We start from the raw sequence: 13,911 nt of genomic DNA, 5'->3' as shown, positions 1-13,911 counted from the left end.
CGCTGCGGCCAAGTCAAAGACCACAGCGGATGCTTTGGATAGCTCGTGTGCAGGCAAGAGTGCCTGCATCACTTATCACTTCTTCACCAGCAGGCTCTTCCCCGTCATCTCTGCCGAGGGCTTCACGCCGAGCATGTCCAGCAGGGTCGGAGCGATGTCGGCGAGCTTGCCATTCGCAACGGTGTAGCTGTTCGCATCTGCGGCGACGTAGATGCCGTGAACGAGGTTCGTCGTGTGCGCGGTGTTGGGGGATCCATCCGGATTGCGCATGAGCTCGCAGTTGCCGTGGTCGGCGGTGATGAAGAGCTTGCCGCCGAGCGCCAGCACCTTCTCCACGATCATTCGCACGCCGAGGTCGATGGTCTCGCAGGCATGGATGCCCGCTTCGACGACGCCCGTATGTCCGACCATGTCGGGGTTGGCGTAGTTCATGATCACCAGATCGTAGCTCTCCAGGCGGCGCATCACCTCAAACGTGAGATCCGGCGCGCTCATCTGCGGCTTCTTGTCATACGTCGGCACTTCCTTCGGGCTGATGGCAAGGTAGCGGTCTTCACCCGGATTCGGCTCTTCCACACCGCTGTTGAAGAAGAAGGTCACGTGCGGGTACTTCTCCGTCTCCGCAGCACGGAGCTGGGTCAGTCCAGCGGCGGCCACCACCTGGCCGAGATTGTTGCTCAGGCTCTCAGGCGCAAAGATCACACGCGCACCGAGGTCGGTGTAGGTGGCGTCGTATTCGGTGAGGGTGTAGTAGCCCGTCTTCGGCGTCACTTCGCGGTCAAATCCATTGAAGTCCGCCTTCAAAAACGCATCGCTGAGCTGGCGGGCGCGGTCGGCGCGGAAGTTGAACCACAGAATCACATCGCCATCGCGGATGCGCTGCTCGTTGGCGTTGGAGAAGATCATGGGCTGCATGAACTCATCCCCACGCGGGTCTTTCGGATACGCCGTCTGCACCGCAGCACTCGGCAGATCTGTGCGGACTTCACCACGACCAAGGACGATGGCGTCCCAGGCGAGCTTGTTGCGCTCCCAGCGCTTGTCACGGTCCATGGCATAGTAACGGCCAATGACGGTGGCAATTTTGGCTCCGCTTGGTGCCAGGTCCTTTTCCAGCTTCGCCATGTAGGCGGCACCACCGGTCGGGGAGGTGTCGCGGCCATCGGTGATGGCATGCACCATCAAATCGCTCACGCCAGCGGCCTTCGCGGCATTGCACAGCGCAGCCAGGTGATCCTGGTGCGAATGCACGCCGCCATCGCTGATGAGACCAAGGAAGTGCAGGCGCTTGCCCTTCGCCTTCTCAAAGGCTTCCACGAGCACGGGCATCTTCGCCAGCTCGCCATCGCGGATGCATTTGTTGATGCGGGTCAGGTCCTGGTACACCACGCGGCCTGCGCCGAGATTCAGGTGCCCCACTTCGCTGTTGCCCATCTGGCCGTCCGGCAGGCCCACGTCCTCGCCGCTGGCGCTGACGGTCCCCATCGGGTAGGTGGAATAAAGGTGGTCGTGGAAGGGGGTGCGGGCCAGCAGGGTGGCATCGCCATTGGCTACGGCTTGAGCTTTGCCGCCGGGGTTGATGCCCCAGCCGTCACGGATAATCAGAACAACAGGTTTTTTGGTCATAGCTACTGGGTCAATGGGTCAAAGCAGCGGCTCCGTCAAGGGCGGGGTCAAAGCCGCGCGGCCCGGCTGGGCAGGCAGCCCCCTTTGGGCCACCTTGGGCATTTCTTGGCAAATCCTGACCTCCCCCGCCCTGCCTCGTCAGATCGTTTGCGCTCCGGGCCGTCTCAGGGTATAAAGGCCAGCCTTTCTCCGCTATAGCCGTCATTCCCATCATGACTTCCGGATTGCACTCCCAACTCCCCAAGGCCCTCGTCGCCACCTTCGCTCTTGCACTTGCATCGGCCTCGTTCGACGTGGCTCATGCAGATGATGAGAAGCCGGGCTTTTTCAAAAAGATCTTCGGCGGCGGCGGCAAAGCCGAAGCGCCCGCCCCTCCTGCGCCCGAACCTGAGAAAAAGCCGGCTGCCAAGCCAAAGCCAGAACCGGAAAAGACAGCGGCCAGGAAGCCCACGAGCAGCAAACCACCCCGCGTCATCATCACCACGACCGGCGGCAAGAAAGTAGAGATCGGCAAAAAAACCGCTCCCTCCAAGACCGTCGCGAAAACAAAGACTCCCAAACCCAAGGAAGAGCCCGTCAAGGACGTCACGAAATCATCCGTCTCCAAGGACAACGAAGCCCCCATGAAGGGCGAGTTCAAAGAGGACGATGACGACAAGCCCTCCGCTTCCGAAAAATCCAAGACTGTCGAAGTCCTTCCCGCCAACGGCGGCTGGGAGATCGTCAAGATCGGCGGGCGCGACTACGTGACGGCGGAGAGCATCCGGAACTTCTACAATCCCGTCTATGGCTTCACCACCTTCCGGACGCAGGGCAGCCACTTCTGGCTCGGCTCCTCCAAGCTCATCCTCAAGGCGCAGATCGGCTCGCAGGAGCTGCTGATCAACAACATCAAGTTCATCCTCAGCTTTCCGGTGATGGAGTACAATGGCAAGGTGCTCTTCTCACGCCTCGATCTGTGCAAGCTCATCGACCCCGTGCTCTACCCCAGCCACATCCAGAACGCCGAGTTCTTCGACACCGTCGTGGTCGATGCCGGCCATGGCGGCCATGACGCCGGTGCGCGCGGCATCTACGGCTATGAGAAAGACTTCGCGCTGAAGATGGCCATGTCCGTGCGCGCCGCCCTGATGCAGCGCGGCTTCAAGGTGATCCTCACTCGCGCCAACGACACCTTCATCACCCTCGGCGGGCGCGTGGCCATCGCGAACCAGACGCCGAAGAGCATCTTCCTCAGCTTCCACTTCAACTCCGGCGGTTCCGCTGCCACCGGCATCGAAACCTGGGCCCTCACCCCCCAGAGCGCCGCAGCCACGATCAGCCGCGGAGGCGGTTACAACGTCAACGGCGTCACCGGCAACAAGCAGGACTCCGCCAACATCGCCCTCGCCACCGCCGTGCATGCCAGCGTCATCAGCCGCTTCAAATTCGTTGATCGCGGCATCAAGCGCGCCCAGTGGAGCGTCCTCACCGGCTGCAAGCGCCCCGGCATCCTGTTTGAAGGCGGCTTCGTCACCAACGGTGCCGAATGCCAGCTCGTCGCCTCCGAAACCTACCGCCAGCAGGTCTCCGCCGCCATCGGCGATGCCGTGCTGAACTACCGCAAGGCGCTGGAATCGGCGATGGCCAAGCGCTGAGCCCCGCGATTGATCGAGTGTCCGCTTGGCACTTCAAAAATCAAAAATCGATTGCTCGACAATCGTCAATCCTCGGGTCCAGAACGCGTCGTGAGCGTGCGTGATTGACGATTGAGATGTGAGCGTTCCTCCTCACACCTGCGGCAGCTTCTCCCGCAGCAGCGCCGCCAGACCCGTCGTCTCCGCCAGCGTAAAATCCGCAGCCACCTTCGGCTCATGATGGCTTAAAATCCGCACCGTGCGCGGCACGCCGGCATTGATGGCCATCTGGATGTCCCGATCGTGATCTCCAACGAGCCAGCTACGGCTCAGATCAATGCCATGTTCATCACGCGCACGAAAGATCATCTCCGCGCTCGGCTTGCGGCAGGTGCAGGTGCCCGAAAGATGCGTGCAGGCATAGATGCCATCCAGCGCGGCCCCATGCAGAGCCAGTTCGTTTTGCATGCGCGCATGCACATCGTCCAGAGCCTCCTGCGTCATCAGTCCCTTGCCCACCCCCTGCTGGCTCGTCACCAAGACCGTCGCATAACCCCGCGTCCGGCACAGCGCCAGCGCCTCAATGATGCCCGGCGCAAAGTGGAAATCCTCCCAGCGCAGCACGTACCCGTCCCCCGGGGAGACATTGACGACACCATCGCGGTCAAAGAATACGGCGGGACGAAAAGGCGAAACAGTGGGCATGAGCTGCATGCATAACCCCACCACCACGTCAGGGAAACAGCAAAGTGGCCATCTCGCTCCGCCGAGATGAGCACAGCGCCCGGCCAGACACGCGAGCGAATACCCCGAAGTAACGACTGGTCACCTAAGTGCGCATTGAGTTTCTCCGTCCCACTTCCACTGCCGCACGCCAGATTTGCATTGCCTGGATGCGGCATCCGACCATGATCTGCGCATAGCGCGGCTGCATTTCGCACCTCACCTTCTCAAACACCATGAACCTATCAGTGCGAGCTTTCATTGGATTGGCTGTCATCATGCTCGGCTCAACTGGAGCGGCCCAGCAAGAAGCAGCGACGGAGGCGCAGAAGAAGGAGATACTTCGGTTGATCGAGGATCTGGCGCTGTCCGAAAAGAAGGCTCCCGAGGGCATGGTGCTACCGCCTGACCCGCCTGAGCTGATCGACAATGTGAGCGACGCCTATCGCAAAAGATACGAGGGCTGCGAAGCTGCGTATAAAAAGCTCTCCACCTTCAAAAAAACCGCGTTCCCATTTCTTCTCGAATATCTGGGAGACGAGCGGCAATCCATTGCTTTCCGCAATCATAGTTTGAGTCAGTCCGTTGGAGCCGCCTGTTTCTGGAACATTTATTACCAGCTTCAGGACCTGCCTCAGAACTACTCCTCTTACGGATGGAGCCGTGAAGGACGAGATGGCAAGCAGCATCCCAAGCCCTACTGGGTTGGAACACCTTTCGACGATGCGGGCCGTTTGACCGAATGGATGAAGCAGAACCAGCAGCTGTCCTACCCGGAAATGCAGATCAAATGCCTGGAGTGGCTGCTAGAAAAGGAGAAGACCATCGGAGCAGCAGATGCTGCCAGCTACTTTGAGAACATCCTCCCTTTGGAAATCCGCATCCTAGAACGCAAGATGGAAACGGGAGCCGAGGTTAAAGAGGATCTTGCGCGTTTGCGTACTGCACTGGGCCAGAAGAATGAAGCGATCATTCCAGCAGCATTGCTTCCCTCCAAGAACAGTCGAGATGCAAAGCCAGCCCCTGAAAAGAACCCGCCCCCGAAGCGCGCCCCATAACGATGACAGTCACCGCCATCCGTCAGGAGAAGCTGCGACCTGAGCCAAGAAGAAAGGCTGAGCAAAGCTCTGCCATGAATCAGAACGTCTCACACCACTTCGCGTTTCTCGCGCTCACGGCATAAGCGCGAACATCTGAAAACTTCAGCGATCAACAATCCTTGTTCATCAATCGTTAATCGCGCATGCCCCAGGCAATCGACACGCCCAGTGACTCAGCATTGCCCATTCTCCATCCGCTCTACGTCAGCCCCCTTCCGGCCACACCGGAAACCCATGAAAGCACACATTGTCCCCCATGGGACGGACGGTGACGTCTTTCAACTCGATGGAGGCGGGCAAAGCAGGACCATCCAGTGAAGGGCGCCCGCCGCCGCAAAGACGCGGAGCGATGTACCAATAGACCTCATCGACCAGCTGATCGCGAAAGGCATTGCCAAGAATGATGCCACCGCCTTCAATGAGTACGGAAAGCACACCATGCTTGCCCAGAATGGCCAGCGCTTCGGGCAGATCTTTTCCATGCATGATGACCGTGCGGTCCTTGAACTCATCGGTGAAAATGTGCGAGTGCGGCGGAATGTCGCCACTCCGGGTGAGCACCACACGCCAGGGCTGCAGCTTGCCGCTGCCAGCGCTGCCATCGCGCAGCGTTAGCTGGGGGTTGTCTTTGCGGATCGTCTCGGCCCCGACGAGGATGGCGTCCACCCGCATGCGCAGCCTGCGGCCATGGGCACGGGCGGCGTCGTTGGTGATCAGTGAACTCTCCCCCGCCGGACGCGTGATGCGGCCATCCAGGCTCTGCCCGGCCTTGGCGATCACGTAAGGGATGCCCGTGGTGATCCATTTGGCAAAAGGGCGGATGATCGTCCGGCACTCTTCATCGAGCACTCCGGCGGTGACCTCGATGCCAGCGAGCATGAAAATGCTGCGGGCTTGCTCGCGATGACTCGGATTGGGATCATGCGCGCCGAAGACCACCCGCTTGATCCCTGCGGCTTTGATCGCCTCGGTACATGCAGGCGTGCGGCCGTGCGTGCAGCAGGGTTCCAGCGTGACGTAGATCGTGGAGCCGCGCAGCAGCTTGGGGTGATTTTTTTGCGCATCACGGATGGCCTCCACCTCGGCATGAGGCTCTCCCGCCTTGTGGTGGTAGCCACGTCCGATGACTTTTTCCTGCGCGACAATGACGGCGCCCACAGGCGGGTTGGGACTGGTGAGACCGACGCCAAGCTGGGCCTGGTCGAGGGCGAGGTGCATCCAATGTTGGTCGGGCGTTTCTTTATGAGCGATGGGCGGCGGCATGAAGGGTCAGCATGATAGGCGATGAAACGAACCTGAGAAGCAATAAGAGTGTCACACATTGGGAACCGTGCCGGGGTCTCGAAGCTTTTTGTGCTCGCTGTCGTTGACCCGATGGCGTTAGTTTCTCATCGCCGATGAAACTCTCCGAAAAAGCCCTGCTGTATCGCGAACTGGCCAAGCTGGTGGAGGCCAATTTTCATCTGGACCGCTCCATTGAGCTGCTGCTCAAACAGCAGCCCTCCCATGCACGCCGCACCTGGCTGCAGGGCCTGCAGCTCGGCCTGAAAGAGGGCAGGAGCGTCGCCGCCTCCATCACTGAGCATTGCGGGGCGTTTTCAGACGCGCTGGAGTTTGCCCTGATCGATGCCGGAGAGCGCAGCGGACGCCTCGGAGATGCCTTCAGCCACCTCTCGCGCTACTTTGAAGCCTGGCACATGGCGGTGAAGCAGGCCATCGGCGCGATGATTTACCCGCTGGTCCTCGCGCATCTGGGCATCGTGCTGCCAGAGCTGCCGACCATGGTCACCTCCAGCATGGAGGGCAAGCCCTACTCGCTGGGGGGCGTTTTCATGCCGCTGGCCATCCTCTGGCTCATCCTGCTGTCCCTCTTCCTGATCTGGCGCTGGCTTTCGCGGCTGGGGGCGGAATCAGCAGCCGTGGATCGCACGCTCGGCTACCTCCCGCTGATCGGCAGCGTGCGCAGGCACTGGGCCCTGGCACGTTTTTCCCAGGTGTTTCACGCCTGCCTGCTGGCCTCCATGCGCATGACGGAGTCCATGCAGCTCGCGGGCAGCGCCTCTCATAGCGGCCTGCTGCGCCATGCCGCGAAGGATGCCGCCCAGCGCATCGCCGCAGGGGAAACCATCGCCGGTGCCATGGCGGACGTGCATGGCTTTCCCATCACCTTCGTTCACGGCATCGCCACGGCGGAAGAGGCCGGGACTCTGGACCATGAGATGAACCGCTGGGCCGCTGCGGAGACCATCGAAGCCGGAGACGCCGTGCAGCGTGCCGCGCAGTGGCTGCCCAAAATCGCCTATGCATTCGTCGTCATGTACATGGCCTACCGCATCATCACCATGATGAGCGGGTTTTACGGCGGCATGCAGCAGCAGCTCGACAACCTGTGAGGCGGATCACCGCTTTTCGCTCTTTTGGGCGGTAATATTCGCTGCTTAAGGACGAAAAGTGCTTTACGGCCTGCTTTAAATGCGCTTTCTGTTCGCCCGAACAGCTTTTTATTCCACACTGAACACCCACGATTATGGCCAGAGCACCCAAAGAAACCTCCGAAACTTCCGCAGCCAAACCCGACAAGCTTGCCGAAGCACGCGGTCGCAATCTTGACCTGGCCATCCAGCAGATCCAAAAAGACTACGGTGAAGGTGCCATCCTCCGCATGGGCGGCGAAGGCGTGAAGTCTGACATCACCGTCATCCCCACCGGCAATCTGCTCATCGATCAGGCGCTCGGCACCGGCGGCTTCCCCCGTGGCCGTATCGTGGAAGTCTACGGCCCGGAATCCTCCGGTAAAACCACCCTCACCCTCACCGTCATCGCCCAGGCGCAGAAGGCTGGCGGTCTGGCTGCTTTCATCGACGTGGAGCATGCGCTCGATCCCGCCTACGCCCGCCGCCTTGGCGTGAAAATGGACGAGCTCCTCGTCTCCCAGCCCAGCTCCGGTGAAGAAGCCCTGCGCATCTGCGAAACCCTCGTCCGCTCCAACGCGCTCGACGTCATCGTCATCGACTCCGTGGCCGCCCTCGTCACCCGTCAGGAACTCGAAGGCGACATCGGCGACTCCACCGTCGGTGCCCAGGCCCGCCTCATGAGCGCCGCGCTGCGCAAGCTCACCGCCATCATCGCCAAGGCGCGCACCTGCTGCATCTTCACCAACCAGATCCGTGAAAAGATCGGCGTCATGTTCGGCAACCCCGAAACCACCCCTGGCGGCAAGGCCCTCAAGTTCTACGCCAGCGTGCGCGTGGACATCCGCCGCATCGGCGCGATCAAGACCACCGACGGCACCGTCACCGGCAACCGCACCAAGGTCAAAGTCGTGAAGAACAAGCTGGCCCCTCCCTACACCGAGGCCGAGTTCGACATCATGTACAACGAAGGCATTTCCAATGTCGGCTCGCTGCTTGACCTCGCGATGGATTTCGAAATCCTGCAAAAGCGCGGCTCATGGATCAGCTACAAAGGCACTCAGCTCGCCCAGGGCCGCGATGCCGCCAAGGAAGTCCTCCGCAACGATGCGACCGTCTATGCCGAGATCGAAGCCGCAGTGAAGGCCAAGCAGGCCGAAAAAGCCGCCGGCTCAGAGAAAGGCTCTGCCGCCAAAGGTGCCTCCGCACCTGACGACGAATAAGCCTGGCCCGACGCGGGGCGTGCAAGACCGCCCCGCGTGCGTCGCCTTCGCCGTTTGACTTTTCCCGCCCCGTGCGCCTCTTTTTGCGGTCATTCCGCGAATCGTATGGCTAAGCACGGCCAGCAACAGCAGGAAACCTCCGCGAACGAAAAACAATCGGTCAGCGGTGGCAGGCAGACCATTGTCGAGCTCTGTGAAATCACCTCCTGCGGGCTCGTGTTCTGGTCACGCCAGCTTTTTGATCTGGGTGCTGAAGTCCAGGTGCGAATCAAACGTTCCGCACTGACGCCTGAGATGCTGGCCATGACGGTTTCAGACTCCAAGTGGGTGATGCTGAAAGGCCTCGTCGTTGCCGCCTCCCCCCAACGGCGCGCGGACGGCTCCTCAGGTTTCAAAATCTCCCTGCTGGTGATTCAGGCTGCGGACGACAGCACGCCCGTGGTCCGTTCCACGATGAACTGGTTCACCCCACCGCTGCGCGGACTCCGGCGCTTCGGCTTAAACTGATACCATGATCAGTTGAAAACAGGTCTGTGTGCCGGACGCAGCGGAGACCTGTTCTCAAGCAGATGCAAGGCCGCCGCTCCGGGCCGTAGGTCGGCCGTGTTTGGCGTCCAGCGTATGTTCATCGGCCACCGCCTCCTCCGCCAAACCGCCCGACTGCGAGGACGTTCGTACGCCATGGAGTCTTGCCGTGCGCTGATGGACGGGCGGGCTGTCGCCACGGCCGTCCTACGAACTTCGCGCGGCGCTCTGTGCCTAGGTCGGCCGTGTTTGGCGTCCAGCGTAGGTTCATCGCCCACCGCCTCCTCCGCCAAACCGCCCGACTGCGAGGGCTTGCCTGCGCCGGAGTATTTGCAATACGCTCACAGACGGGTCCATTCTTCGCACTGCGTGCTTCGAAGGATAAACCGGGCTTCGCCACGGCCGTCCTACGATGTCATGCCCCCATCTTCTCGCGAAGAGCGGTTTGACCTCCGACCTCCCTTTTCAACGGCGCGTCGCATGAACCCCTCAGGCCAGCTCGATCCCAAAGAAGTCCAGCATCACCTGCCGATAGACGCGACGTTTGAACTTGGGCACCCAGTCCATCTGGAACTCCGACGGCTTGATCCACTTGAACCCCGCGAATTCGCGATGCGTGGCATCCAGATTGAAATCGGTGTCCGCGCCGTTGAACCGGCACAAAAAGTAGGCCTGCTCCTGGCCGCCGTAGATGCCGTACTTCAGCCGCCCCTTGGCAAACGCATAGCGGTAGCCGTCCCGTCGTTGGATGATCTGCAGCAGTTCACGCTTCACGCCGATCTCCTCCTCCAGCTCACGAAACAGTGCCGTCTCCGCATCCTCCCCCTCATCAATGCCCCCCTGAGGGAACTGCCAGGCACCTTTGATGTTGATGCGCTCCGCCACAAAGATGTCGCCGTTCTCCCGCTGCAAAATCGCAGCGACATTCGGACGGTAAACGATGGCTTCGATGGGAATCATAGGCCGGAGGGGTGGCGCATGGTGTAGCCTTTCGTAGGCCGTGAGCGGCTGCTCCAGCGCGGGCCGTCGCTGTCCGCATCACTGTAGCCTGTATCCAGCCGCAGCCCGGCCACTTCCAGAAACACATGCCCTTTGCGCGCATAGACGGTGATCCACCTGCCGCGGCCGCTGCTGCCATAGCTGCGGAAAGCCCCGGACACCGTCGGTGAATTCAGCTTGCCTGCGGCATGCAGCACATACGAAGTCGTGCCGGAGCAGTCATACGCGCTGTCTTCAAAGCGAGCATGCCCGCCGCCACGACGATAAGGCTTGGTGCAGATGTGATTGCCGGCAGAGATTGCCCGCAGCACGGCCGCAGGCGCATTGGCCGGTGGCACGGCCCTGCCGCCGATGATCACCGCCGTCTTGCCCGGGGCATATTTGTATTCCCAGCGCGACCCCGCTCTGGAGCCGCACTGGCAGAGAAGCACACAAAGTGGCAGGTGTATCAAAAGTAAAAGAAAGCGCATCAGTCAGGCCATCGTATTCGGCCCGGTGGAAATGACAAGGCGTGCAACACTGCCTTGCCTTGTTTTCAAAAACCCGCCAGAATCGGCCTCTCATGATCAAAAAACTCGCCGCACCCTTGATGCTGGCCGCCGCTGCCTGCGTCGTGGCCTTTTCCGCGCCCGCCCCCAAGCACAAGATTCTCTTCTTCACCAAGTCCAGCGGCTTTGAGCACAGCGTCATCTCCTGGAAGAACGGCCAGCCCAGCTATGCCGAAAAAGTGCTGCTGGATCTCGGAGCCAAGAACGGCTGGGACTTCGAATTTTCCAAGGACGGCTCCAAGTTCAGCAAGGACTACCTCGCCCAGTTTGACGCGGTCTTCTTCTACACCACCGGCGATCTCTGCAGCGAAGGCACCGACAAGCAGCCGCCCATGTCCAAAGAAGGTAAGCAGGCCCTCTTTGACTATGTCAAAAGCGGCAAGGGCTTCATCGGCACACATTCCGCCAGCGACACCTTCCACACCGACAATGAATCCCAGAAAGGTCCTGAGCGTTACCTGAACCACGGCGACAAAGCGGACGCCTACGTGCACTTCCTCGGTGCCGAGTTCATCAAGCACGGCAAGCAGCAGGATGCCAAAAACACGGTCACCGACGCCAAATTCCCCGGCTTCGAAAAGGTGGGGGCCACCTACGGCTTCATGGAGGAGTGGTACTCCCTCAAGGACTTCAATTCCGACATCCACGTCCTCAGCGTGATCGACGCCCCTGCCATGGAAGGCAAAGAGTACGAACGCCCCGCCTACCCCAGCACCTGGGCACGCAAGGAAGGCGCAGGCCGCGTGTGGTACACCGCCATGGGCCACCGCGAAGACGTCTGGACCAATCCCACCTTCCAGGAAATCCTCATCGGCGGCGTGAAATGGGCCCTCGGCGATGTCCAGGCCGACGTCCCCCCCAATCTCAAAGAAACCGCCCCCGGCGCGATGACCAATCCTCCCTACGTCGCCCCGCCGCCGCCCAAGCCCGCCAAGACCGCTGCGCCAGCAAAGTAATCCAGTTGCGCCGCAACTGAAGCCTTTCTGAGACCGTTTAGTCCGTCTTCCCCTCCTTCAAATTCCCTGTCCAAATCCAGCCGCGCCGCGACTGGCATACTCTCCCCACCATGCCCAAGCCCCTTCAAGTCCTCATCTGGATCGCCATCTCCCTCCTCGGAGCCGGTGCCGTCGCCTTCTCCGCACTGCACAAAGGTGAAACCATCAACGCCCTGTGGCTCGTCGTGGCCGGTCTGTGTTCGTTCGCGGTCGCCTATCGCTTTTACAGCAAGTGGCTCATCACCAAGGTGCTCGTGCTCGATAAGCATCGCGCCCCGCCCTCCATCACCCACAAGGACGGCAAAGACTTCGTTCCCACCAACAAGTGGGTCGTCTTCGGCCACCACTTCGCCGCCATCGCCGGCCCCGGCCCGCTCGTCGGCCCCGTGCTCGCCGCGCAGTTTGGCTACCTGCCCGGCATGCTGTGGATCTTGATCGGTGCTACCCTTGGCGGCGGTGTTCACGATGCCATCGTCATGTTTGCCTCCATCCGCCGTGGCGGCAAATCCGTCGGTCAGATGCTCAAGGAAGAGGTCAATCCCGTCGTCGGCCTCGTCGCCATGGTGTCCGTGCTCGCCATCATGACCATCCTCCTCGCCGTGCTCGGCCTCGTGGTGGTCAAAGCTCTCGCCGAAAGCCCCTGGGGACTGTTCACCATCGTCATGACCATCCCCCTCGCCTTCATCATGGGCTTTGGTCATACGATCTTCGGCGTCAGCGTGCGCAACATCACCATCTTCGGCATCGTTGGCCTGCTCGTCAGTGTGTGGGCGGGCAGCCACCTCAAGGACTGGGGCATCGAACACTTCTTCGACTACAAGGGCGAGACCATCGCCTGGTCTATCATGATCTACGGCTTCGCCGCCTCCGTGCTGCCGGTGTGGATGCTCCTCGCGCCGCGCGACTACCTGAGCACCTTCATGAAGATCGGCACCGTCGCCGTCCTCGCCGTCGTCGTCATCTGGGTCGCCCCCGATTTGCAGATGCCCAAGCTCACCAAGTTCGTGGACGGCACCGGCCTTGTCTTCCTCGGCAGCGTCTTCCCCTTCGTCTTCATCACCATCGCCTGCGGGGCCATCTCCGGCTTCCACGCCCTCATCTCCTCCGGCACCACCCCCAAGCTGCTCGACAATGAAGCCGACATCCGCAGCGTGGCTTACGGCGCGATGATCACCGAGATGCTCGTCGCTCTCATGGCCCTCGTCGCTGCCTGCGCGCTGCAGCCCGGCGAATACTTCGCCATCAATGCCGGTATCAACAAAACCATGGCTCCCACCGAAGTCGTTGGAGTCATCTCCAATGCCGGATTCCCCGTCACCGTCGCAGGCATGGAAAAACTGGCCGCCGACATCGGCGAAAAGACCATGTTCGGCCGCGTAGGCGGAGCCCCCACCTTTGCCGTCGGCATGGCGCAGATGTTCGCCCGCGCCTTTGGCCCCGCGTGGATGTCCTTCTGGTATCACTTCGCCATCATGTTTGAGGCGCTGTTTATCCTGACCACCATCGACGCCGGCACGCGCGTCGGCCGCTTCATTCTGCAGGACTTCCTCGGCGGCATCTGGAAACCCCTCGGCAACACCCGCAGCCTCCCAGCCAACGTCTTCGCCAGCGCCATGCTCGTCGCCGCCTGGGGGTACTTCCTCTATCAGGGCGTGGTCGATCCCCTCGGCGGCATCAACACCCTCTGGCCGCTCTTTGGCATCGCCAATCAGCTCCTCGCCGTCATCGCCTTCTGCCTCGGCACCACCATCCTCATCAAGATGGGCAAGGCCCGCTACCTCCTTGTGACCGTGATCCCCCTGGTCTTCCTCATGAGCGCCACCTTCGCTGCCGGCTACATCAAGCTCTTCGATGCCAATCCCAAGATGGGCTTCATCGCCGGTGCCAAAGACTATGGTGAAAAGCTCGCCAAAGGTGGCACCCCTGCGGAAATGAAAACCTGGGCTGCGCAGCAGTTCAACTTCAACGTGGACACCGCCGTCACCGCCTTCTTCCTCCTCGCCGTCGCCATCATCTTCATTGGCTGCCTCGTCGAATGGATCAAGCTCCTCAGCGGCTCCAAGAAAGTCGTGCTCAATGAAGAGCCGTATGTGGCGCTGCCGGAAGGGGCGTAGTTAAGCGCGACAGCGTCGTGGAACCAAAGCG

At 61.0% G+C, this 13,911-nt stretch carries 12 protein-coding genes; 7 read left to right on the top strand and 5 right to left on the bottom strand.

Annotated elements, in window-relative coordinates; all coding sequences use genetic code 11:
• Positions 1-75 precede the first annotated feature (75 nt).
• Positions 76-1,626 (bottom strand): 2,3-bisphosphoglycerate-independent phosphoglycerate mutase, encoded by a 1,551-nt coding sequence (gene gpmI / locus ACILSL_RS19060; RefSeq protein ID WP_395733649.1) that lies wholly within the window; start codon positions 1,624-1,626, stop codon positions 76-78.
• Between the two features lie 212 nt (positions 1,627-1,838).
• On the opposite strand from gpmI, the gene ACILSL_RS19055 reads away from it, so the two are divergent.
• Complete coding sequence (locus ACILSL_RS19055) at positions 1,839-3,263, top strand: N-acetylmuramoyl-L-alanine amidase (protein ID WP_395733648.1); 1,425 nt, start codon at positions 1,839-1,841, stop codon at positions 3,261-3,263.
• A gap of 132 nt (positions 3,264-3,395) precedes the next feature.
• Here ACILSL_RS19055 and ACILSL_RS19050 read toward each other — a convergent pair whose 3' ends face one another.
• Complete coding sequence (locus ACILSL_RS19050) at positions 3,396-3,947, bottom strand: D-glycero-alpha-D-manno-heptose-1,7-bisphosphate 7-phosphatase (RefSeq protein WP_395733647.1); 552 nt, start codon at positions 3,945-3,947, stop codon at positions 3,396-3,398.
• 254 nt (positions 3,948-4,201) lie between these two features.
• On the opposite strand from ACILSL_RS19050, the gene ACILSL_RS19045 reads away from it, so the two are divergent.
• Positions 4,202-5,023 (top strand): hypothetical protein, encoded by an 822-nt coding sequence (locus ACILSL_RS19045; protein WP_395733646.1) that lies wholly within the window; start codon positions 4,202-4,204, stop codon positions 5,021-5,023.
• 246 nt (positions 5,024-5,269) lie between these two features.
• Here ACILSL_RS19045 and ribD read toward each other — a convergent pair whose 3' ends face one another.
• Complete coding sequence (gene ribD, locus ACILSL_RS19040; RefSeq protein ID WP_395733645.1) at positions 5,270-6,328, bottom strand: bifunctional diaminohydroxyphosphoribosylaminopyrimidine deaminase/5-amino-6-(5-phosphoribosylamino)uracil reductase RibD; 1,059 nt, start codon at positions 6,326-6,328, stop codon at positions 5,270-5,272.
• Between the two features lie 134 nt (positions 6,329-6,462).
• On the opposite strand from ribD, the gene ACILSL_RS19035 reads away from it, so the two are divergent.
• The 3 genes from ACILSL_RS19035 (at position 6,463) to ACILSL_RS19025 (ending at position 9,206) form a co-directional block, all read left to right on the top strand.
• Positions 6,463-7,458, top strand: coding sequence for a type II secretion system F family protein (locus ACILSL_RS19035; RefSeq protein WP_395733644.1), 996 nt, complete (start codon positions 6,463-6,465; stop codon positions 7,456-7,458).
• Between the two features lie 134 nt (positions 7,459-7,592).
• Positions 7,593-8,699, top strand: coding sequence for a recombinase RecA (recA, locus tag ACILSL_RS19030; RefSeq protein ID WP_395733643.1), 1,107 nt, complete (start codon positions 7,593-7,595; stop codon positions 8,697-8,699).
• Between the two features lie 105 nt (positions 8,700-8,804).
• Positions 8,805-9,206, top strand: coding sequence for a hypothetical protein (locus ACILSL_RS19025; RefSeq protein WP_395733642.1), 402 nt, complete (start codon positions 8,805-8,807; stop codon positions 9,204-9,206).
• 507 nt (positions 9,207-9,713) lie between these two features.
• Here the strand turns inward: ACILSL_RS19025 and ACILSL_RS19020 are convergent.
• Positions 9,714-10,184: an RNA pyrophosphohydrolase gene (locus ACILSL_RS19020; RefSeq protein ID WP_395733641.1), complete on the bottom strand. Its 471-nt coding sequence runs from the start codon at positions 10,182-10,184 to the stop codon at positions 9,714-9,716.
• Entirely contained in the window at positions 10,181-10,693 is a 513-nt protein-coding gene (locus tag ACILSL_RS19015) for a peptidoglycan endopeptidase (protein ID WP_395733640.1), read from the bottom strand. Before ACILSL_RS19015 ends, ACILSL_RS19020 begins: the two co-directional genes overlap by 4 nt.
• Positions 10,694-10,785: 92 nt before the next feature.
• Between ACILSL_RS19015 and ACILSL_RS19010 the strand changes: the two genes are divergently transcribed.
• Both ACILSL_RS19010 and ACILSL_RS19005 read left to right on the top strand, forming a co-directional pair.
• Entirely contained in the window at positions 10,786-11,727 is a 942-nt protein-coding gene (locus ACILSL_RS19010) for a ThuA domain-containing protein (RefSeq protein WP_395733639.1), read from the top strand.
• 110 nt (positions 11,728-11,837) lie between these two features.
• The gene (locus ACILSL_RS19005; RefSeq protein ID WP_395733638.1) at positions 11,838-13,880 is read left to right on the top strand and encodes a carbon starvation CstA family protein; all 2,043 of its coding nucleotides are present in this window, start codon (positions 11,838-11,840) and stop codon (positions 13,878-13,880) included.
• Positions 13,881-13,911 lie beyond the last annotated feature (31 nt).

It is taken from the genome of Prosthecobacter sp. (assembly GCF_044222345.1).
In the GTDB taxonomy this organism is placed as follows: Bacteria; Verrucomicrobiota; Verrucomicrobiia; order Verrucomicrobiales; family Verrucomicrobiaceae; genus Prosthecobacter.
This window is presented reverse-complemented; position numbering and strand designations above follow the sequence as displayed.